This window comes from Acinetobacter sp. ACIN00229, from assembly GCF_016106645.1.
Taxonomy (GTDB): Bacteria; Pseudomonadota; Gammaproteobacteria; order Pseudomonadales; family Moraxellaceae; genus Acinetobacter; species Acinetobacter oleivorans.
In genome coordinates this window covers 94,434-115,451 of record NZ_JADWOM010000009.1, presented here as the reverse complement: position 1 = coordinate 115,451, position 21,018 = coordinate 94,434, and the positions used below count along the sequence as shown (strand labels likewise).

General features: G+C 38.9%; 21 protein-coding genes. 5 read left to right on the top strand and 16 right to left on the bottom strand.

The features are described from left to right. Window positions 1-235 precede the first annotated feature (235 nt). From I7H67_RS10290 to galE, 5 genes are all read right to left on the bottom strand, one after another. On the bottom strand, window positions 236-787 hold the full coding sequence (locus I7H67_RS10290) for a cysteine hydrolase family protein (RefSeq protein ID WP_198307809.1): 552 nt from the start codon (window positions 785-787) through the stop codon (window positions 236-238). A 318-nt stretch (window positions 788-1,105) separates the two neighbouring features. Next, window positions 1,106-1,336, bottom strand: a complete 231-nt coding sequence (locus I7H67_RS10285) for a hypothetical protein (RefSeq protein WP_198307779.1) — start codon at window positions 1,334-1,336, stop codon at window positions 1,106-1,108. A 416-nt stretch (window positions 1,337-1,752) separates the two neighbouring features. Beyond that, window positions 1,753-2,070 (bottom strand): hypothetical protein, encoded by a 318-nt coding sequence (locus I7H67_RS10280; protein WP_151989174.1) that lies wholly within the window; start codon window positions 2,068-2,070, stop codon window positions 1,753-1,755. Window positions 2,071-2,273: 203 nt separating this feature from the next. After that, a complete protein-coding gene (gene fumC / locus I7H67_RS10275; protein WP_013197478.1) occupies window positions 2,274-3,668 on the bottom strand; it encodes a class II fumarate hydratase in 1,395 nt (464 codons plus the stop codon). 116 nt (window positions 3,669-3,784) lie between these two features. After that, window positions 3,785-4,792: a UDP-glucose 4-epimerase GalE gene (gene galE, locus I7H67_RS10270; protein ID WP_151821505.1), complete on the bottom strand. Its 1,008-nt coding sequence runs from the start codon at window positions 4,790-4,792 to the stop codon at window positions 3,785-3,787. A gap of 65 nt (window positions 4,793-4,857) precedes the next feature. On the opposite strand from galE, the gene tusD reads away from it, so the two are divergent. Genes tusD through I7H67_RS10250 form a run of 4 tightly spaced genes read left to right on the top strand, consistent with a single transcriptional unit; the run spans window position 4,858 to window position 6,253 of the window. Then, window positions 4,858-5,226, top strand: a complete 369-nt coding sequence (tusD, locus tag I7H67_RS10265; protein WP_004791822.1) for a sulfurtransferase complex subunit TusD — start codon at window positions 4,858-4,860, stop codon at window positions 5,224-5,226. 44 nt (window positions 5,227-5,270) lie between these two features. Further along, window positions 5,271-5,621, top strand: coding sequence for a hypothetical protein (locus tag I7H67_RS10260; protein WP_192453986.1), 351 nt, complete (start codon window positions 5,271-5,273; stop codon window positions 5,619-5,621). 17 nt (window positions 5,622-5,638) lie between these two features. Then, window positions 5,639-5,923 carry a DsrH/TusB family sulfur metabolism protein gene (locus tag I7H67_RS10255; protein WP_198307778.1) on the top strand — a complete coding sequence of 95 codons (285 nt, stop codon included), beginning with the start codon at window positions 5,639-5,641 and terminating at the stop codon, window positions 5,921-5,923. A gap of 18 nt (window positions 5,924-5,941) precedes the next feature. Next, complete coding sequence (locus tag I7H67_RS10250) at window positions 5,942-6,253, top strand: TusE/DsrC/DsvC family sulfur relay protein (RefSeq protein WP_009390289.1); 312 nt, start codon at window positions 5,942-5,944, stop codon at window positions 6,251-6,253. 2 nt (window positions 6,254-6,255) lie between these two features. On the opposite strand, the gene I7H67_RS10245 is transcribed toward I7H67_RS10250, so the two are convergent. Next, on the bottom strand, window positions 6,256-7,119 hold the full coding sequence (locus tag I7H67_RS10245) for a DMT family transporter (protein WP_198307777.1): 864 nt from the start codon (window positions 7,117-7,119) through the stop codon (window positions 6,256-6,258). A 123-nt stretch (window positions 7,120-7,242) separates the two neighbouring features. Here I7H67_RS10245 and I7H67_RS10240 point away from each other — a divergent pair, with 123 nt between their 5' ends. Continuing rightward, window positions 7,243-8,634 carry a PLP-dependent aminotransferase family protein gene (locus tag I7H67_RS10240; protein ID WP_198307776.1) on the top strand — a complete coding sequence of 464 codons (1,392 nt, stop codon included), beginning with the start codon at window positions 7,243-7,245 and terminating at the stop codon, window positions 8,632-8,634. A 16-nt stretch (window positions 8,635-8,650) separates the two neighbouring features. On the opposite strand, the gene I7H67_RS10235 is transcribed toward I7H67_RS10240, so the two are convergent. The 10 genes from I7H67_RS10235 to nirD all read right to left on the bottom strand — a co-directional run bounded on the left by I7H67_RS10235 (window position 8,651) and on the right by nirD (window position 21,014). Continuing rightward, complete coding sequence (locus I7H67_RS10235; RefSeq protein ID WP_004791810.1) at window positions 8,651-9,133, bottom strand: winged helix-turn-helix transcriptional regulator; 483 nt, start codon at window positions 9,131-9,133, stop codon at window positions 8,651-8,653. Between the two features lie 216 nt (window positions 9,134-9,349). After that, window positions 9,350-10,585 (bottom strand): molybdopterin molybdotransferase MoeA, encoded by a 1,236-nt coding sequence (locus tag I7H67_RS10230; protein ID WP_198307775.1) that lies wholly within the window; start codon window positions 10,583-10,585, stop codon window positions 9,350-9,352. Further along, complete coding sequence (gene moaCB, locus I7H67_RS10225; protein ID WP_000799986.1) at window positions 10,585-11,508, bottom strand: bifunctional molybdenum cofactor biosynthesis protein MoaC/MoaB; 924 nt, start codon at window positions 11,506-11,508, stop codon at window positions 10,585-10,587. Before moaCB ends, I7H67_RS10230 begins: the two co-directional genes overlap by 1 nt. A 23-nt stretch (window positions 11,509-11,531) precedes the next feature. After that, on the bottom strand, window positions 11,532-12,017 hold the full coding sequence (locus tag I7H67_RS10220) for a molybdenum cofactor biosynthesis protein MoaE (protein WP_198307774.1): 486 nt from the start codon (window positions 12,015-12,017) through the stop codon (window positions 11,532-11,534). A 3-nt stretch (window positions 12,018-12,020) separates the two neighbouring features. After that, window positions 12,021-12,275: a MoaD/ThiS family protein gene (locus tag I7H67_RS10215; protein ID WP_017480948.1), complete on the bottom strand. Its 255-nt coding sequence runs from the start codon at window positions 12,273-12,275 to the stop codon at window positions 12,021-12,023. After that, window positions 12,276-13,316 (bottom strand): GTP 3',8-cyclase MoaA, encoded by a 1,041-nt coding sequence (gene moaA / locus I7H67_RS10210; RefSeq protein ID WP_151767424.1) that lies wholly within the window; start codon window positions 13,314-13,316, stop codon window positions 12,276-12,278. A 228-nt stretch (window positions 13,317-13,544) separates the two neighbouring features. Further along, the gene (locus tag I7H67_RS10205) at window positions 13,545-15,818 is read right to left on the bottom strand and encodes a molybdopterin-dependent oxidoreductase (protein WP_198307773.1); all 2,274 of its coding nucleotides are present in this window, start codon (window positions 15,816-15,818) and stop codon (window positions 13,545-13,547) included. 148 nt (window positions 15,819-15,966) lie between these two features. Beyond that, window positions 15,967-16,596, bottom strand: coding sequence for a molybdenum cofactor guanylyltransferase (locus I7H67_RS10200; RefSeq protein WP_198307772.1), 630 nt, complete (start codon window positions 16,594-16,596; stop codon window positions 15,967-15,969). Next, a complete protein-coding gene (locus I7H67_RS10195) occupies window positions 16,593-19,373 on the bottom strand; it encodes a nitrate reductase (RefSeq protein ID WP_198307771.1) in 2,781 nt (926 codons plus the stop codon). Before I7H67_RS10195 ends, I7H67_RS10200 begins: the two co-directional genes overlap by 4 nt. An 18-nt stretch (window positions 19,374-19,391) precedes the next feature. Beyond that, window positions 19,392-21,014 (bottom strand): nitrite reductase small subunit NirD, encoded by a 1,623-nt coding sequence (nirD, locus tag I7H67_RS10190; protein WP_198307770.1) that lies wholly within the window; start codon window positions 21,012-21,014, stop codon window positions 19,392-19,394. Window positions 21,015-21,018: the final 4 nt, after the last annotated feature.

Here is a 21,018-nt window from a genome sequence, read left to right as displayed (position 1 = left end):
GACAAGGTGGGCATTTTAACAATTATGACAGCTTATTCAACGCTAATTCGCCATTAATTAGTGAAACTTATACCCTCTTTATAAAAAGCCCTCCGGAAAGAGCTCTTTGTTGATACAAGTTCAATTCTTGCTACCGCTAAAAACCGAGCAACCACTAGTCTTCAAAAGGTTTTTTGTACTTTAGTTGATACAGCTAATAAGACTTTTTGAATAAAGTTGTCGGTTCATTTCTAAATTAAATTTGAGAAATGAACTCTTCTGTCGTTTTTAACTTAGCAAAAGCATTACTTAAAATTTGGTTATGATGATCAATTGCTTGCTGAGCATTTAAAGTTACTGAATCAGTTGTTGTATGTGCATCTGAAATTAATATCAATTTATATCCATACTCAGCAGCAGCCCTAACAGTAGTATCAATGCAATACTCAGTTTTCATGCCAGTAATGATGATTTCATCAACACCAAGCTTCTCTAACACTTCTTTTAAAACAGTATTTTTAAAGCCACTCGGGTACATTTTTTCAATGACTATATCTTTATCTAGATTAAGAGCTAACTCTGCGATTAGTTGAGTGTTCGGGCCATTTGGATCTAATGGTGTGCCTTTCTCACCAACATGCCGAATAAAGATAATTGGTCTATCATTTAAACGGCAATATTCAATAAGTCTAAGAATATTTGAAAGTACGAGTTGAGCATTATGTGGCTTAGACTGGCCGTTAAATAGGCCATTTTGCATATCAATAACCAGTAAAGCCGATTTTGAATTGCTATTGAGTTTTTCCATCATTTCTCTCTGTAAAAACCAATAATGAACAGAGAAAAATTAACCCAGCCATTATTGGCTGGGTTTAGTTATCTTATTAAGACACTTTAATAAAAATCACACACAGCCTTCTTTAGAGGTCGTGGTGGTGGTAGTGATTTTATTCAATAAACAGTTCATTTTTTTTAACTGCCCAAAATTAAAGCTTAAATAACCATACCATAGCTTTTTCAATAAAAATAAAACTTTTTAACTTTTTAACTTTTTAACTTTTTATCGTATGAAATTTCTTTTAAGCGTACCTAGTTCTTAAAGAAATAATTCATCATAAAAACTAATTTATTTAACTGAGAGTAAGTATTCGTATGCTGTTTTTTCATTACTCTCTAATTTAATGACTGCATCAGTTTCATCATTCAAAGTAAGGTTAAATACCTTCTCACCGTCATAAGTAATTTGATGACCCATACGAAATTCTGAATCCTTTGATTCAAGAATAATAAAATTTCCTTCGATATTCGAAGCGATATAGTAAGTGTTGTTCCGATGAACATATCTAATTGTGTACATCAATATTTAAATTCCATCTAAAAAATTATGTTTTTTCTTAATTAATAAAAAAGGCTGCTTCCTCTTTTCACCCAAAAATAAGCCTAACTAAAAAGTTGCTTAAAACTAGAATTGGAAAGATACATACAGTCATTTTCCAATTTGATAACACCTAAACTCCATCAATATAGATCGAATTAAAAATAAAATAATTCAAATATTTAAAACCAAAAACATATAAATTTATGCTGGTTTGAAAAGATCCACCCCTTCTTTTGATTTCTAACACCAATCAGTCAGCGCTAACCTTATATACAGATATTACAGAAATACTTAATAATAAAAAACCCCGCCATTAGTCGATAGTTAGTCGGGTTTCTTGTACTGCTATATATCTAACAAAATTAACTCTCGAATGGAGTTCACTACTATTTTAATTAATCTTTACACTTAACTTTCAGAACGGCTGCTTTGGTATTCACTGGAATAAGCATTCCTGAATTATAAACAGTATGATGATTTACGATTTTGTTATTACTATCCAACTCATCAAAACCCTTATCTTTACATATTTCTTCTGCTTTACTGATTAACTTTGCCCTCAAGGCTTCTCTTGAACCAAATGCATTACTTTGAGCATGAAGTTGATAAACCCCAGGATTCACCTCAGCTACAGTAGGTGGAAACATTTGTAAACAACCCGACAAGGTACAAGCTATTACTGCTAAAACAGTTATTGATTTAATCTTTTTCATTTATTTGAACTTAAAATAAAATAACGTAGCAAAAATAAAGTCTAGATATGACATTTATATTTCAAGGTATAAAAAAAGCCTACTTTTTCAAGCAGGCCTTCCCCTTATGATTTTTTGCGCTGATCATTCAGGACTTTTGTTGTACTTAGCAACTCGCGGATATTACAGAAGTATTTAAGAATAAAAAAGCCCATTAGGAGAGATTATTTACTATTTGGTGAAACCATTTTTTCAGGTTTAACCACTTCATCAAATTGCTCTGCTGTAACTAAACCAAGCTCAACAGCAACCTGCTTCAAAGTTTTATTTTCCTTATAGGCAGTCTTGGCAACTTTTGCAGAATTTTCATAACCAATCACTGGGTTTAAAGCAGTGACTAACATAAGAGAGTTATGTAAGAAGTGATCAATTTTATCCTGATTAGGTTCAATTCCTACCGCACAGTGATCATTAAAACTATTACAAGCATCACCCAGCAATTGAATAGACTGCAATAAGTTATAAGCAATCACAGGCATAAATACGTTTAATTCAAAGTTACCTGAAGCACCAGCCACATTAATGGTCGTATCATTTCCAAGCACTTGCGCAACAACCATGGTCATTGCTTCACTTTGTGTTGGGTTTACTTTACCTGGCATAATGCTTGAGCCAGGTTCATTTTCTGGGATACGGATTTCACCGAAACCACAACGTGGACCACTGGCCAACCAACGAATATCATTCGCAATTTTATTTAAACTAACTGCAAGCGTTTTTAATGCACCAGAAGCAAAAACAGCAGCGTCACGCCCTGCAAGCGCTTCAAATTTGTTTGGAGCAGTCACAAATGGTAAACCTGTAAGCAAAGCAAGTTGAGCAGCTGCTTTCACTGCATAGTCAGGATGTGCATTTAACCCTGTACCTACCGCAGTACCACCCAATGGTAATTCATATAAACCTGTCAATGCCTGTTGCAAACGAACTAATCCATGCTCAAGCTGAGACACATAGCCACTAAATTCTTGACCTAGTGTTAATGGAGTTGCATCTTGTAAATGGGTACGACCAATTTTAACAATAGACTGAAACTCATCTGATTTTTTTTGCAAAGTCGCTTTAAGCTGTTCTACTGCAGGAATAAGCAATTCATTAATTTGCAAACTTGCTGCTACGTGAATAGCGGTTGGAAATGAATCGTTCGTTGATTGAGCACGGTTGACATGATCATTTGGATGTACAGGTTTTTGCGCACCCAACACTTGGCCTAATTTTTGGTTGGCAATATTGGCAATCACTTCATTGCAGTTCATGTTACTTTGCGTACCTGAACCCGTCTGCCAGACCACTAAAGGAAACTGTGAATCCCATTTACCATCAATGACTTCTTCAGCCGCAACCACAATATATTGGCTCAAATCTTGCGGTAACTGTTCAAGTTCAGCATTAGTTATTGCAGCAGCCTTTTTCACCAGCCCCATTGCTCGAATCATGGCACGGGGTAATCGTTCTTGCCCGATTTTAAAGTTCTGTAAGCTGCGTTGAGTCTGTGCCCCCCACAATGCTTCATTTGGAACTTCAATCTCACCCATAGTGTCATGTTCAATTCGTGTTTGCATAGAAACCTCAGTTGTCTGGTTAAAGAACTTACGGGCTGAAGCAATTATTTGCTCTGGCTAGTTAATTTTTAGTATCGTACTCAAGCATTCCATTATTGTAAATAAGAATCATTATCTTATCTTCCATTTAATGTATTTTGATAAAAACGCCATTCATCTTCAATCATTTGTTTTAACGGACGTTTAGGTGTCCAATTCAATAATGTTTTTGCTTTCGTTATGTCTGCCGCAACCTGACTTAATTCAACATGTTTGTAAATCGCAGGTTGAGTCGGAATTTCAGATTGAGTTACCTGTGAAATTTCATCTAGTAATTGACGCACAGAGTGAACTTGGTCATGGGCAATATTAAATGCTTCACAACAATGTGTTTGATCACGTAGCCAATGTAAGCTGGCAGTTACAGCTTCACACACATCTAAAACGTGTAGAAAACTGCGTTCAGTCGTATGATCTGATGTTTCAGCTTGATCTTGTAATTCAATCAAATCACGTTGCATTGCTGCAACTTGCATGGCAAGCGGTACAATATTTTTAGGGAGCTGAGCAACATACTCTCCGAGCACCCCATGTTCAAATGCACCTACGATATTAGATAAGCGCAAGATCGCAATTTTCCACTCATGATCAATTTTATAAGTATCACGGATAATTTCTTCAATCATCTGTTGAGACTTAATATAGGGATTAGGATAAGCATAATTGAATTCGTCTGTTTCGCTTAATTGCAGACCAGATTTTCCATATGCTGCAAGGCTAGACAAATGAATAAAGTGACGAACACCTGTGCGTTGCATGGCACGTAGTAAACTCATGATGCAACTTACATTATCATTATAATATTCAAGAGGTTTAAGATTAGATTCTTCAATTGATTTAAACCCAGCAGTGTGAATAACTGCATCAATTGAATATTGCTCGAAGACCTTATTCAATGCGGGTGTATTACGTACATCAAGTTTAACAAATGGAACGTACATGCCTGAAATAAACTCTAGGCGTTCCAGCGTTTGCAAGGTTGAATTAGCCAAATTATCGACAATTACCACTTCTTGCCCCTGAGCCATGAGACTCAACGCAATGTGTGAACCGATAAAGCCTAAACCACCTGTCACTAAAATCATTGTATACTTACCTTTCTCTTAATGCATCTACGCCCATTTAGACGTATGACCATAGTGAATTCTCAATGAGTACATTACTACTAATTACCTCTGCTCCTACTTCCATTCATGCTTGGCATGCTTTAGGACTTGCTCAGGCACTCAAAAGTAAAAATGAAGACTTTCGTGTATTCTTTTACCAAGATGGCGTGCAGGTTGCTAATGATTTTCAATGGGTTCCTGACGACCAGCGTAATTTAACGCATGAATGGCAAAAGCTTGCGATTCGACTTCCTGTATGTGTGAGTGCTGCCCTCGCTCGTGGTATTACCGATGCAGAAAATGCCAGTCGCCATCACCTTACTCATCACAACCTTGCCAAAGACTTTCAACTGGTCGGGTTAGGTGAACTTGCTGATGCGGTACAGTCAGCATCTCGTCTTATTCAATTTTAAGTTACTTTGTTTGCTTAGATTGTTGCTTTTAAAAGGTATATTGTGTGAAATCTGTACTCGTCATTTTAAGCCAAGCCAACTTAACCAGTCTGCAAATCAATGAAAGCCTTTCCGCTACTATGGTTTTAGCAACCTTTGGCTCACCAGTCAAAGTATTATTGAAAGATGCTGCGCTTAGCCTTTTACAAAATGACTTAGGCTTTAGCCAACTTCATCATGCTTTCAAAGTCGCATCAAATATGGTCGAAAGCTTTGAATTTTATGACTTAAGCCCAATTCTGATCGAAAGTAAAAATCAGCAAAATCCTTTTGTTCAGCAAACAGAACAAGAGCTCGAATTCATTCATTTAAATAATGAGTTCATTCAGTCTTTTGACCATGTCTTATATTGGTAGATGAAGGTGTAATTTTAATGAATCCATCAACACTTTATCTCGTGCAATCTACTTATCACAATACACCGAATGTTATTGATGAATTAGGGAACCTTTATCAGAAAGGGGACCAGATTATTTTTATGGGTGATTCTGTTGTACGACTTTCAGCTGAAATGATTCAACAGTTTGAAAGTGTTTCATGCTTAAGCATCGAAAAAGATTTAATCGATACGGATACTTTAACTCAGATAAATGTATTGGACTATGATCAATTTGCAGATCTTGTTTTAACATTTAATCGTTGTATTTCTTTTAAATAATATATTTAGGCTGGTTTCATGAATTTAGAATTAGACCAAGATGGTCATTTGGTTGATTATACAATCTGGAATCCTGAAGTTGCACAAGAGCTTGCCAAGTCACTTGATATTGAACTCACCGAGTGGCATTTCGAAGTTTTAACTGCTGTACGTCAATTTTATCAACAGTTTGGGCACTCTCCTGCAACTCGTCCTCTCATTAAGTTTTTAATGAAAACGGTAAGTCCAGAGATTAATAATGCTGTTTTACAGCAACAATTTAATACTGGTTTAGTTGCCCGCCATTTAAGCCGTTTGGCGGGTGTTCCTAAACCAGCAAATTGTTTATAAAGTTAAGTAAACTTTTTGGCAGCAGCGACACATAAAATAGTTGCTGCTGTGACCACTAACATTGACCAGCTCACATGTTCATGCAATAAAGCCGCTGCAATACCTAGCCCCATTAAAGGCTGTAAAAGTTGTAGTTGACTTATGGCAGCAATACCGCCTTGTGCAAGGCCTTTGTACCAAAAGAAAAAGCCTATTAACATACTAAACAAAGACACATAAATAAGACCGACTAGAGCTGATGTAGACACACTCTGAAATGAAGCTGGCATATAGAAAATAGTAAGCAACAACATAAAAGGTAAAGACAAAATCAGTGCCCAACAAATGACTTGCCACCCGCCTATTTTTCTTGAAAGTACACCGCCTTCTGCATAGCCAAAGCCACAAAAAATAATTGCCATCAACATATAAAAGTCCCCTATTCCAAGTGATGTATCACCAGAAAAGAAGAACATATAGGCAAAAACAACCGCACTCCCCAATACTGCAAATATCCAGAAAAAATGATTCGGCTTTTCTCCGCCTCTGAGTACAGCAAATATTGCTGTTGCAAGCGGCAAAAGACTAACAAAGACAATTGAATGCGCTGCATTCATGTATTGCAAAGCAAGTGCTGTAAACAACGGAAAACCAATCACCACTCCTAAAGCAACAATAGCAAGAGGCCACCAATCTTGTTTGGCTGGTTTCTTTTGTTTTAAAACCAATATAAGAATAAGCCCCAAAATACCTGCTATCGCAGCTCGTGCTGCGGTTAGAAAGCCCGGTTCAAACCCCATTACCGCTACACGTGTCGCTGGTAGTGACCCCGCAAAAATAGCCACGCCAATAAAACCATTCACCCAGCCATTCATAAACCTATTCATAATTTTCTCCGTCACTATACGAAGAATTTAAGCTGTGCTAGGGTGATTAAACCAGATACAAAGCAGTACAATTTAAAAGAACTGTTATGTATTAACAACCAATACAGTTGGGATTTTAAGCGCGTGAATCAGAGCAAAACAAAAATTGAAATTGTCATTTCAGAAATTGAGCAACAAATAAAAAATCGATCTTTATTGCCGGGAGCACGCTTGCCTTCTGTTCGTAAATTAGCAAATGATCTGGGATTTTCAGTATCCACTGTTGTAGAGGCGTATGAAAGATTAATTGCTTTAGGCAAAATCGAATCAAGAACTGGATCTGGTTTTTATATTGTTGGTCCGCTCGCACCTTTAGCTTTAAGTGAATTAGGCCCTAAATTAGATCGTTCAGTTGATCCATTATGGATTTCACGTCAATCTCTGGAAGCGAAAGCAGATGTTTTTAAGCCTGGTTGCGGTTGGCTACCCGATGACTGGATGCCATTAGACAGTATTCGTAAAGCTTTAAGGACCGCCGCGAAAAGCCCAGATGATTGTTTAATGGGTTATTCAACACCATTGGGATTACCAGCTTTACGTGACTTACTGGCAAGACGTGCTCAAGCAAAAGGTATAGAGGCGAATCTTAATCAGGTACTTTTAACTGATTCGGGAACTCAAGCGATTGATTTGGTTTGCCGATTTTTACTAAAGCCCGATGATGTCGTTTTGATTGATGATCCTTGTTATTTCAACTTTCATGCATTACTTAAAGTCCATCAAGTCAAAGTTATTGGTATTCCCTATACACCAACAGGCCCTGACTTAGAGGTATTTAAAGAAGCAATTGAGACTTACAATCCACGTCTTTATATCACCAACTCAGGAATTCACAATCCAACTGGTGCGACGCTGTCTCTTTCTACAGCACATCAATTATTAAAACTTATTGAACAATCCAATTTGATTGTCGTTGAAGATGATATTTTTTCAGATTTTGAATATAACGCTGCTCCTCGGCTTGCGGCTTTGGATAATCTGTCACGTGTAATTTTTATTGGAAGTTTTTCTAAAACGTTATCAGCATCTATTCGCTGTGGTTATATCATTGCAAAACCAGAATGGATTGATCAGCTCACTGACCTAAAAATTGCCACAAGCTTTTCTCACAATGGCGTGTCTGCTGAAGTTTTATTAAGTGCTTTAACAGATGGATCTTACCGTAAACATATAGAATTATTAAAAGTTCGTTTAGCAAAAGCGATGCACGATACCATTACCAAACTAGAACTTTTGGGCATAAAGCCATGGATTAAGCCTCAAGCGGGAATTTTTGTTTGGTGTCATTTGCCAGAGGGTGTTGAAGCTTCAAAAATTGCAAAATACTGTATTAACCATCAAGTTATTCTTGCACCAGGAAATGCGTTTAGCCAAGCTCCTAATGCTGGTCAATTCATACGTTTTAATGTAACACAGTCAAATCATGAACACATTTATAAGACTCTAGCTGATGCGATTCAACAAGAGTCTTCATAATTTATAGATAGGTAAATTAAGCTTGTTTCTGTTTTTGTTCTATATATGCAAAATAGCCTGGCCCAGCTGAAACTTGCACTTGTTTTGCATGTAAAGGTTCATGGCAGACTGAACACACCATAACTGGTTCGAACTTATGGCCACAAGTTTTATGACGATACTCTAAAGGTTTGCCTAAACCTTGATCCATCCATTTATCTGCCCAATTCGCCATCGATAAAATAATTGGATAAAGTTCAAAACCCTTATCAGTGAGTCGATATTCAAAGCGTTCTTGACGATCAAAATAAGGAGCTTTGGCTAAAATTTCATATTCAACCAAACGCTTTAAACGATCTGAAAGGACATGACGAGTTACACCTAATGATTTTTGAAAATCATCAAAACGGCGTATTCCCATAAAAGCATTACGTAATATTAGCATCGTCCATCGATCGCCAATCACTGATAGCATACGAGCAACCGAACAAGGTTGATCACCGATGTCATCCCATTTCATCTTTATGCGTTCCTCGATATTTCCTAGCCTAACGGCCTTATTGTTTATACCCTAAACTACTTACCACGAGTTATGCAAGATTCATTATAAAAATAACTTCTTATCAACTTTATAAAAGAATTTTTATTATAAAAAATAGAAAGCTATTATATAAATTCGCTTAACAAATATAACTCACCCAATTGTATAGTGAGTTATATCTATTATTACTCATCATTAATTTGAGATGAATACACCCTTCAAAATATGACCTGCTTCTAGTTTCACACTTGCTGGAATTCGCACCAGACAATTGGCCTGCATTAAATTACTGAGCATGTGTGATTGCTGTTTTGTCAGACTTTTAACTTTAAGTTGTCCATTGTCAAAATAAGCATGCATTCTTAGAAAACGTTCACGCGCATCTTCTTTTAAATCATGATCTAAAATTGCACTAAACCACTCCGGCCCTGCTTGATTTCCCTGCAAAGTGTCGAGCAATGCTTTACCATAAACTTGCATTGATACATAGACCGCAGCTGGATTACCCGGTAACCCCAGCAAATAACAATGGTGATCTTTTTCCGTGTGAGAATATTCAGCAAAAAAGAGTGGCTTACCCGGCTTTTGTTTTACTTTCCAAAAGATCTGTTCAAAGCCAGCCTCAAAAGCGCATGGGCGAACAAAGTCATAATCACCTACGGACACTCCGCCTGTGGTTATAATGACATCATGACTATTTTTTAACTGATTAAAGTAATGCGTGACTTGCACCGCTTCATCTGCCACATGAATGAGTTCAACCTCTAAGCCATAATCTTCAAACCAAGCTTTTAATAATGGACCATTTGCATCAAAGATTTTACCTTCTGCAAGATCTTCAGCTTTTTCGGCAACTTCATCACCCGTGACTAAAACAGCGACTTTCGGCGCACGGTAAACGTCAACCGTTTGTACACCCGCCATACTTAAGGCAGCCAAGCTTCCAATATTTAAGAACTGTCCTACTTGAGCAAGCAACTGCCCTTGCTGGATTTCTTCTCCAGTAAAACGGATATCGGCTTGAGGGCGAATATGTTCAGTTAACAAAATTTCTTGCGCTGGAACGACCTCTACTATTTCCTGTCTCGCAACATGCGTTGTGCCTTCAGGAATTTTGCCACCAGTAAATATACGAATTGCCTGTCCTTCACTCAGAATGTCATGACTTTCGCTTCCAGCACGAATCTCGCCAGTAACCTGAAACTTTTGAGTGTTTAAATCTTCTGCATGGCTACAAAGTGCGTAACCATCTACGGCACTTTGAGAGAAGCTTGGCAAATTAATTTCTGAATAAATTTCTTTAGCAAGATATCTACTTAGGCTATTTTGAAGAACTTGCTGGATTGAGTCTAATTTTTTAGGTCGGTTACTAATCAGCTCAATTGCTTCATCTACGCTAATCAACCCACGTTCTGTACCACAACCTGACATTATTCATAGCCTCCCGGATGTGGTAAATCACGGCAAACATCAAAAATATGGACTAAGGCAGGTAAAATAGCAGCCATTGATTCACTTGCTCCACCACGGCTTCCCGGTAAAGTCACCACTAAAGACCGATCAATAAAACCTGCTACTCCACGCGACATTGCAGCATATGGCGTGCGTTTTTGTCCAAATGAACGCGCAGCTTCCATTAAGCCATCTAGCTTACGCTCAAGAAGTGGCTCTAGCGTATCAACCGTAATGTCACGCTTACCAATTCCAGTACCGCCGACGGTCATAATGCAAGCATATGATTTGCTCAGCTCAAGCACTAAGTTTTTTAAAGTATCTGCCTCATCTGGCAAAATCTGGTAGTGAATCGGATCAAATCCTGCCTCGGTTAAAGTTTCAACCACAGATTTTCCGGCAGTATCGGGCTTTCTGCCCGCTGCGACGGTATCGGATAAGACAATAACAGCAGCCGAAACAGGCTGACGAAGAACGCGCTTAAAGTGTGATTTTCCACCTTTTTTCTTAAGCAATTTACATTGATCCATCCAGAGCTCTTCTGGTTCACAATGTGGCTTTAACATGTCGTAAATGGTTAACCCTGCAAGACTTGCAGCCGTTAAGGCTTCCATTTCTACGCCAGTCGGACCGATGGTTTCGACCACGGTAATAATCTTTACAAAATCATGTTCTAATTCATATTCAACATCTGCACGATAAATCGGCAGTGGATGGCACAAAGGAATCAGCTCATCAGTTCGTTTTGCTGCCAAAATTCCTGCAACACGTGCAGTTTTTAATGCATCCCCTTTTTCAGTATTTCCTTGTCTTAATAACTCAATACAGTGCGGTGGTGCATATAAAATGGCTTGTGCTTCGGCAACTCGATAACTTTCCGGCTTCATTCCTACATTTTTCATTATTTATCCTAGTCTTGCTTATTTCAGTGTGAGTGTTCATGGCCGGCATGATGGTGATGTTTGTGTTCGTGCGGCGCATCCTTACGAATACAGCAGCCTTCTACATAGTGACTTGTACCATCTGTAAAGAACTCTTCTTTAAACACAGGTACTTCATGCTTTACCCGTTCGACCGCTTCTTCGCATGCTTGAAAAGCTTCACGGCGATGGGCTGCATAAGCAATTGCAATGATTGCTGTTTCACCCACATCTAGATACCCGATCCGATGAACCACTCGCACATAAGATACCTGATACTTTTTCTCAATTTCCAGTTCAATTTCACGTATCATTTTTTCAGAAAGCGGTTTATACGAGGTATATTTCAGTGCTTTAACAGCTTTGCCTTGATGATGATTACGAACCGTACCCATAAAAATATCAATTCCACCGCATTCAGGAAATGATTCAATAGGATCAAAGGTATCTAGGCTTAAAGCCTGCTCTTGTATACGTGCAAAATCTCGCATGGCTCATCCTCCTGCAACTGGTGATAATAAAACCAAAGTACATGGCTGACTTAAGGCAGATTGCCTCGTTATGACATTATCGCCAATAGCGCATGCACATTTTTCCATGGCCTGTGTACATTCTGGATGCAACGAAACAATTTCATTTAAGACATCTTTAACTAAAATATCGGTGGGGAAAACTAACGAAAGATTTTGTGGAAGCAATTTTTCAATTGCACCAAATGATTCGATTTTAATTTGGATAGATTGCTGCATTTATCCCCCAAGCATATGCATACTGATTTTACGGGTTTGTTGATGTTGTAAGGCATGAAAGCCTTTGGCTTTATTCCAGATATACGGCATAACTTGATCTTTTAACTGCTGACTATGTAGCACATGATCAGTCGAGTTCTGTGCGCGTAATAGTGCTTGAAGCTGCGGCTTAATATTTAAACCCTGCTGAGCAAAAAGACAGTTATATAACTCACCTTGCGCCGTTAGTCGTATACGGTCACATTGGTGGCAAAATGAGTGAGTAATGGTGGAAATGATGCCTAGAGCGTAGTTATTGTTAAGCAGATATTGACGCGCTGGCTCATGTTGTTGCTCGATGACTTGTACCGAATAATGCGGTTGCAACGCCTGTAAAATTTCAGCTTCACTCACCACATCTTTATTTGACCAGAGTGCATCACCATCAAGCGGCATAAACTCAATAAAACGTAGCGGAATATGATTGGCGATTGACCACCTCACCATGGGTAAGATTTGATCGTCATTTTTGTCTTTCATTAACACGCAGTTTATTTTAAAAGGTAGTCCTGCATCTTTTGTAGCTTGAATACCTTCAAGAACTGGTTCTAATTTTTTCTTGGTGAGTTCTTTAAATTGAATTGAATCAAGACTATCTAAACTAATATTTAAATCATCTAAACCAGCATCTTTTAACTGCTTAGCGTATTTAGCAAGATAATGTCCATTGGTAGTCATTGAAATGCGTTTTAGACCTAATGCTTTTAAAGCTTGTAAATCACGAACGAAATGAACAATGCCTTGACGCATTAATGGTTCGCCGCCTGTAATACGGATGCTTTCAATGCCTTGTTGCACCATAAAACGACAAAACTGAAAGAGTGCCTCAAAACTAAGCAAGTCTTGTTTATTTAACCATTCAGGATGTTCAGGCATGCAATATACACACTTAAAATTACAGCGATCAGTTACCGAAATTCGTAACTTTCGCTTGATACGCCCATATTGGTCTTGCAAAAGCATTGGCGCAGTTTCAGAGTGATATTGTTTCATTATTTGCACTCATATCGAGAACAGTTCAAATATTGCAAGCACTCATTAAGAGCAATTAAACTTGTAAAATTGCGCCTTAGTAGTGCTTTGATTTTTATGCAAAATTTGTTCCAATTCTATTTATCATCCATAACTTCTTCGGTTTTTTGATAGACCTGTGGCTGCACCCCTTCACTGTAATTTTAAAACTGTATAAAGTTGGTGCAGCATTAATCTCTTATTTGCCTTACATTATTTCTAGCACTTTTCTAAGCGGATGGGTACATATTTATGGTACGGCGTTTTAGATAATGGATCACAATGTTCAGCGGAAATCAGTCGATTTAATTGTGGTCCAATGGGTTCACCACCTTGAAAACGCATGCCATAACCATGTGGAAGTGAAACTACACCTTTTCGCATTCCCTCATCAAAATCTACAGTAACCTGAATTTCTCCATGTTGTGAAATACAATTGAGTCGATCACCCACACCTACACTTAAAGCTTCGGCATCTTGAGGATGAATTCGTAAAGCCCCTTCAGCATCTACTTTTCGCCAAGCTGGATCACGGTAAATTTGATTGGCGTTATAGCTACGTCGCTCACCTGATAAAAGTATGAATGGAAACTCTTCAGCATTAACCTGATGATTTTTTAAATTTGCCAGCTCAGTTAACATCTCTGGAATAGCAAGTCGTATTTTCTTATCTTTATAGGCAACCAGTTTCCAGATTTCGTCATATTCATGTTGCGATAACACGACACCTGAACGTTGCTTTAAAATTTGTTCAAATAACCGAACGCCTAAGGTTAATGGATTACCTTTGTAACCTGCACGGCGTACCGCTTTGGTGTGTAAGACAGCATATTGAATCGATAGCGGCAATAAAAAAGCAACTGAACCAGCTGATTTTTCTAAGTGTTTACCTAAAGTGCGATAGAGAATTGAGGCTGCAAAAGGAAGGTATTTTTTATTTCGTGCAAAAGTAAGTCCCAATGCAGACAAGTACGGTAAATAGGCTGTTTTTTTCGAGTCGACTGAAGCTATTTTTTCTAAAATTGGAAAGCGTTTTGGAATCACCTGCATAGCTTCAAGTAATCGTGTATAAATTTCTGCCTCTGGCAAAGTATTCGCTTGAGCGGTCAATACAGGATGACGTAGGTGAAAACCATTTTTAGGAAACTCCAAATTAAAACCAGTAAATTCCCATTTTTCAAACTGGGTATGCGCTGGCAAAATATAGTCTGCAAGTCTTGCGGTTTCCGTCATAGCAACATCAACCACAACCAACAAATCTAATGCTTTAAATGCTTTTTCGTAGGCAGGTGTATCAGGATAAGTTAATAACGGGTTACAGCTATCCACAAAAACTGCGCGAATTCGCTTTTCCCCTGCGTTTAAGATTTCATCGGGTAAAATATTAGGTGGGAAGAACCCAGAAATCGGGAACATTTTATGATAAACACTCCGTCGATATTTCGGCTTTCTTTCATCTGTATCACTTAAGATTGGAATAAACATGGTATGTAAATTATTGGTACCCTGCTTTCCAAAGTTTCCAGTCACTAAGTACAGTAGTTTTTCTAAATATCCATTTAATGTCGTATTTAAAGTATGTTGAATACCTAAATCAATCCGCACACAGCCTCTTTTAGCTTTGGCAAAATCTCGAACCACTTGGTAAATCAAATCGACTGGAACATCAGCTTTAGCAATATAGTCTTCAATCGGCACACGACTAAATGCTGTTTTTACGTCTTCAAAACCTTGCGTGTGCTGCTCAATGAATACTGCATCATAAAGGTTTTCTTTAATAATGATTGCAATCATCGCCGACATTAAAAAAGCATCTGTTCCAGGTTTTAATTGCACATGAATATCTGCTTGTTTAGCTGTTTCGGTAACACGTGGGTCAAGCACCACCATAGTTCGGTTCGGATCTTTCTTAATATGTTTTAGCGTGTCTCGTGCGTTAGGAATGCCATGGGCCTGAAAAGGATTTGTTCCAATAAAAAGAACGTAATCGGCATATTCAACATCTTCTGTGGTATGGCATGCCTGACTACCGAACAAACGTCCATTGAGCCAAAAATCACCCGTTTTTTCTTGAGCAAGTGAGTTATAAGCATAATAACTTTTCATGGCCAGTAAGAGCTGTCGGCCATACGCTGCACCGAGATGATTGCCTTGCCCACCGCCCCCAACAGAAGCAAAAGCAGTCCCGCCAAAATTATCTCTAATGTGTACTAATCGATCAGCAATTTCCTGTATGGCAACATCCCAGCTCACTTCTTGAAATGAGCCATCTGGTTGGCGTTTTAAAGGTGCAGTCAAACGGTCTGCGTGTTGCTGATAGTGTTGTAATCTAGCAGCTTTTTGGCAAATGTAGCCTTGAGAAAATGGATGTTCGGGATCACCTTTAATTTTGAGAAACTGATTATCTTTGATTTCGACACTTAAACCGCAGTTTCTTGAACATAAAATACATGCGGTCACATCTGTTTTATTTTGCTGCACTACATCCATCATTTTCTGGCTCCGTTTATTTTTATACATCTGGCTAGAATAAAAACATCAAGTTCCAAAATAGAACTTAAACAATAAATAGTCAACCGCACAAAGATTAAAAATGTGGTTCACTCGACCAATGTAAATTTTAAACCGCTAATATCCGAAGTTAATTTGCTGTAAAAATTTCTTTAAATGCTTTGATTTGTTTGTATTGCTGAAGCTCATCCAATGAATTAATACTATGAAAAAAAAGGTTCTGTTTTTGAAATATAGCGACTTGAGCACGTAAAAGCTTAAAGCACTCTTTCAAACTTAATCGTTGCTTTTCAATTTGCTCTGTTATGGTGATGAGGCTTTCACGTTTTAATAAGCAAAATGGATATAAGGCATCTCCATTAATTGAAACATAGGCTGCCTGAGCCTGTTTATTTTTCCGAAGTGCGCCATGTAATTTGGCAACGACTTGCGTAGGTATATAGGTCACATCACAAGGAATAAACAAAACATAGTCTGCGCTTACATTTGACCATGCACTTTTCATTCCCATCAGTGGACCGAAGAAACCTGCTGCATCGTCTTGATAACATTGAATATCAGGCACAATACTTTGATAAATTGAATAATCACGATGACTATTCACCCAAATTTCAGATACGGATGATCTTAATTTCTGATGAATTTTAATGAGTTGAGTTTCACCATCAAATTGCTGTAACAACTTATTTAAACCATTCATACGGCGGGCTTGTCCGCCTGCCAGAATGACCAGATCAGTTACGGGATACCCCTTATTCACACTTCCACCTCCTGTTGGCAAGCTTTAATCAAGCCACGGATTTCAGGTAAACATGAACCACAGTTACCACCTGCTTTTAAACAAGCCGTCACTTGTTTTTCATGAGTAATATTTTGAGTTTTGATTGCTTCTATAATTTTGTTCTTACCTACTTTAAAACAACTACAGACTAAAGGTCCGTCATTATTTGTAGCAGACATTGGCATGCCAGCCAGTAATGCTTTTCGGTGTAACGCACTTAAACGCTCGCGTTTAAACAAACTTGCCACCCAATCACGATCTGGCAATAAATCTGGCGGTGCAATATACAGACTTGCAATTACGATGCCATCTTTCAAAACAACGCTATGACTTAATTGTGATGAAATATCTTCAATACTCAGCCATTCAAAAGTTTCATCTGCAAACGGCAAGAAGCTTTTTAAGTTCTTTTGAGTGTCATGAAAAGTTTGACGGTCCGCAAGTTCGTAACGGTTGGTTTTCAACATTTTGACCTTGCTCCACCATGCACAGTGATGTAGCGATTCTTGAATATACGAATCGTATCCTTCACGTACATAAAGCACTCCCTGCCAAGTGGTATAGAACGGTTGAATAGTGACAGGTGTATGTTTGAACTCAGGTTCACCTGAAATTGCATCAACTTCTGGATTAACAACTTTACCAATACGGGCATCGGATGCGACCTGTTCAGTCCAGTGAATTGGTGCAAAAATTTGCCCACGACGCACACCAGATGAAAATGTCACACGTAGTACACAACTGCCCCATTTCGAACGAACTTCTACCAAGCCTTGATCGCGTACACCAAACTTCAAAGCATCACTCGGATGAATCTCACAGAATGGTTCAGCACGATGACTGGTTAAATTTGGTGACAAACCAGTACGCGTCATGGTGTGCCATTGATCACGAATACGGCCTGTATTTAAAATGAGTGGATAGTCTTCTGAAACCGCATGAACTGGATCAATTGCAACGGTTGGAATCAGTTTTGCCTTGGCATTTTTATGGCTAAACTGTCCGTTGCCAAACAGTTGTTGAACGGCTTTAACGTCTTGGTTTTTATTCCACACTGGCCATTGCACTGGTTGTAGAGCATCGTACTCAGCATTACTTAGGTTCATTAACCCTTTCAGATTGAAATAACGGAAATTATTACTTTCTGCACGAGCATTTATGTCTGCATTGTCTTGTGCAGATAAAGCTGCATGCTCATTGAAAATATCAACAGCACTCGTAAAGTCAAAACCTTTAAAGCCTAATTTTTTCGCAACTTGGCTCACTGACCACCAATCTGCTTTTGCTTCACCCGGCGCAGGTAAGAATGCACGCTGGCGTGAAATACGACGTTCAGAGTTAGTAACTGTTCCATCTTTTTCACCCCAACCTAAAGCTGGAAGCAAAATATCGGCGTAAGCCGTAGTATCCGTATCTGCGCAGATATCTGACACGACAACTAACTCACATTTCTCTAATGCACGTTTTACCTGATCGGCATCTGGTAAACTCACGACTGGATTCGTTGCCATAATCCAGATCGCTTTAATTTTGCCAGCTTCAACAGCACGGAACAAATCAACTGCTTTTAAGCCAGCTTGAGTTGCAATAAATGGGCTGTCCCAAAAGGTTTGCACTACTTTTTGATGTAGTGGATTATCTAAGTCCATATGCGCTGCCAGCATATTGGCTAAGCCACCAACTTCTCGACCACCCATCGCATTTGGCTGACCTGTCATCGAAAATGGTGCTGCACCAAGCTTTCCAATTTTGCCGGTCAGTAAGTGGCAGTTAATAATACTGTTGGCTTTATTTACGCCCTGACTTGATTGATTCACCCCCATTGAAAATAGGGTGATTACTTTTTCAGTCTGTGCAAATTTTTCAAAAAACTGCTGTAATTTTTCAAGTGCAATTCCCGTACGCTTTGCTACATATTCCTCATCGGCTTCTGGCTGACTGCTTGCCAAAACCTCTTGCAAACCTTCGGTATAAGCCTCTACAAACGCCTGATCAGCATAACTATTTTGATATAAATATTGAAATAAGCCATTAAATAAAGCGACATCTTGGCCTGGTAATATCGGTAAATGTAAATCCGCTTGCTCACAAGTACTGGTAAAACGTGGGTCAATCACCACCACAAACATATCGGGATTTTGGCTTTTAGCCTGCATGATCCGTTGATAAAGCACAGGATGGCACCATGCAGTATTAGAACCAACCAATACCACCATGTCTGCATGTTCAAAATCTTCATAACTTGCAGGGACAATATCTTCACCGAAACTACGTTTATGGCCCGCAACCGCAGATGACATACAAAGTCGTGAATTGGTGTCGATATTTGCAGTACCCAAATAGCCTTTTACAAACTTATTCACCACATAATAGTCTTCAGTCAAAAGCTGACCTGAAACATAAAATGCAATGCTGTCACGACCATATTGATCGATACAAGATTGGAATTTATCAGCGATTTTATTGATTGCCGCATCCCATGTCGTTACCACCCGATCAGCTTTGCGCCCCATCATTGGTTGTAAAACACGTGTTTCTAACCCTAAAGTATCCGCAAGACGGCTACCTTTGATACATAAGCGTCCAAAGTTGGAAGGATGCTCAGCATCCCCCTCAACTTGCACCACAGGTCCTTGAGGTTTTTGCTGGACATTTACGCTAACACCGCAACCTACACCACAATATGGACATGTTGTTTTGATTGTTTTTGCAACATGGTCGGAGCTATCGATTTCAACGCTTGGAATACTGTTCATAACTGCTCCTTTCCCTATTTAGCCTGCATTTTTTAATGCAAAATCTCGACCAAATAGCAGCTTGTTTCTGAATGAAGAAACAGGTGTTTGATCTGCAATTAACTCTGCATACCACATACCATCTTCAGTATCACCGAACAGTACTGCACCGATTACCCGATCGCTTTGAATGATAATACGCTTATAAATCTGGCGTTTTTCATCGTTTAGGATAATGTCTTCATAGTCATCTTTCGGCTCAAAATTGCCCGCAGAGAACACATCGACACCGCTGACCTTTAACTGAGTCGGTACGGTCGGTGCTTTAAAAGTTAAGCTGCCGTGTTCAGCCAAATGGGTCGCGCAAATAAAAGCTTGCCCCCACAGTGGTTCAACCAAACCAAAAGTTTGACCACGGTGTTCGATACACTCACCCACGGCATAAATACTTGGATCAAATGTTTGCATGGTGTCATTCACCAATACACCACGGTTACAACGTAGACCAGCACTTTGGGCTAAAACAATATTCGGACGGATACCTACAGCAAATACCACAAGGTCAGCATCTAACACTGTGCCATCTTTCAAACGGATTTGTTTCACATGACCATTTTCATCACCAATTAACGCTTCGGTATTGGCTTCGGTAATAATGTTAATACCTTTTTGATCAATGCTATGACGAAGTAACTGACTTGCACGCCCATCAAGTTGACGCTCCATAATGCGGTCCATCAAATGCAAGACTGTGACATTCATACCGCGTTGTTTTAAACCGTAGGCTGCTTCTAAACCGAGTAAACCACCACCAATCACGACTGCATTAGTTTTTGAACCGCAGTACTCAATCATGGTGTTAACGTCATAAATATCACGGAAAGTTAAGACGCCTTTTAAGTTGACACCTTGAACTGGTGGAATAAACGGAGCCGAACCTGTCGCCAAGATTAAACGGTCATAATCAACGGTCTGGCTTTTTTCGGTGTAAACCACTTTACGAGGACGATCAATTTTTACGGCTTTATCGCCTGCAATAAATTTAATGCCTTTATCGTCATACCACTTTGGTGAATGCAACATAATATCTTCAATGGTTTTTTCACCCGATAAAACCGGAGACAGCATAATGCGGTTATAGTTACCCCAAGGTTCTTCACCAATCACCGTGACTTCATAACGGTCTGGGGCCATATCAAGTAAATCTTCTAGGCAACGCATTCCTGCTAAACCATTACCAATCAATACCAGTTTAAGTTTGTCTTGTGATACACCTGTATTGGTAATATAAGTTTTTTGCGGTATTGCATTAACCCAAACACGGCCATCAACAATTTTGCTCGGGTAAACCGCCAATTTTTGGTCTTTATCCTCTAAACAACGGCCCGTAGCCAGACTAAAATGTTGTTTATAGATTGGAGATGCAATGACACGCTCGCCTTGTAAATCTCCGATAATCCCACGGCTCATCACATTCGCTTGGCTAAACGGATCTTTATTGCTCAGCACGTAAACACGTTTTTCATGTCCTACACGGAAGATTGCTACCGTTTGTCCACCGACTAGCGCACCCGCGCCAGTATTTGGGGTTAAATCATCGAGTGCGCAAACGTCAATCCACTGATCATCAGGAAGCATATTTTTGTCTTGTACAATATTCATAGAA

Excerpts from the sequence above, each read along its gene's own strand:
- I7H67_RS10290 (WP_198307809.1), bottom strand. The coding sequence starts at position 787 with ATGGAAAAACTCAATAGCAATTCAAAATCGGCTTTACTGGTTATTGAT.
- I7H67_RS10285 (WP_198307779.1), bottom strand. The coding sequence starts at position 1,336 with ATGTACACAATTAGATATGTTCATCGGAACAACACTTACTATATCGCT.
- I7H67_RS10280 (WP_151989174.1), bottom strand. The coding sequence starts at position 2,070 with ATGAAAAAGATTAAATCAATAACTGTTTTAGCAGTAATAGCTTGTACC.
- fumC (WP_013197478.1), bottom strand. The coding sequence starts at position 3,668 with ATGCAAACACGAATTGAACATGACACTATGGGTGAGATTGAAGTTCCA.
- galE (WP_151821505.1), bottom strand. The coding sequence starts at position 4,792 with ATGATTTTAGTGACAGGTGGTTTAGGCTTTATCGGTTCACACATTGCG.
- tusD (WP_004791822.1), top strand. The coding sequence starts at position 4,858 with ATGAGTACATTACTACTAATTACCTCTGCTCCTACTTCCATTCATGCT.
- I7H67_RS10255 (WP_198307778.1), top strand. The coding sequence starts at position 5,639 with ATGAATCCATCAACACTTTATCTCGTGCAATCTACTTATCACAATACA.
- I7H67_RS10250 (WP_009390289.1), top strand. The coding sequence starts at position 5,942 with ATGAATTTAGAATTAGACCAAGATGGTCATTTGGTTGATTATACAATC.
- I7H67_RS10245 (WP_198307777.1), bottom strand. The coding sequence starts at position 7,119 with ATGAATAGGTTTATGAATGGCTGGGTGAATGGTTTTATTGGCGTGGCT.
- I7H67_RS10235 (WP_004791810.1), bottom strand. The coding sequence starts at position 9,133 with ATGAAATGGGATGACATCGGTGATCAACCTTGTTCGGTTGCTCGTATG.
- I7H67_RS10230 (WP_198307775.1), bottom strand. The coding sequence starts at position 10,585 with ATGTCAGGTTGTGGTACAGAACGTGGGTTGATTAGCGTAGATGAAGCA.
- moaCB (WP_000799986.1), bottom strand. The coding sequence starts at position 11,508 with ATGAAAAATGTAGGAATGAAGCCGGAAAGTTATCGAGTTGCCGAAGCA.
- I7H67_RS10220 (WP_198307774.1), bottom strand. The coding sequence starts at position 12,017 with ATGCGAGATTTTGCACGTATACAAGAGCAGGCTTTAAGCCTAGATACC.
- I7H67_RS10215 (WP_017480948.1), bottom strand. The coding sequence starts at position 12,275 with ATGCAGCAATCTATCCAAATTAAAATCGAATCATTTGGTGCAATTGAA.
- I7H67_RS10205 (WP_198307773.1), bottom strand. The coding sequence starts at position 15,818 with ATGATGGATGTAGTGCAGCAAAATAAAACAGATGTGACCGCATGTATT.
- I7H67_RS10195 (WP_198307771.1), bottom strand. The coding sequence starts at position 19,373 with ATGAACAGTATTCCAAGCGTTGAAATCGATAGCTCCGACCATGTTGCA.
- nirD (WP_198307770.1), bottom strand. The coding sequence starts at position 21,014 with ATGAATATTGTACAAGACAAAAATATGCTTCCTGATGATCAGTGGATT.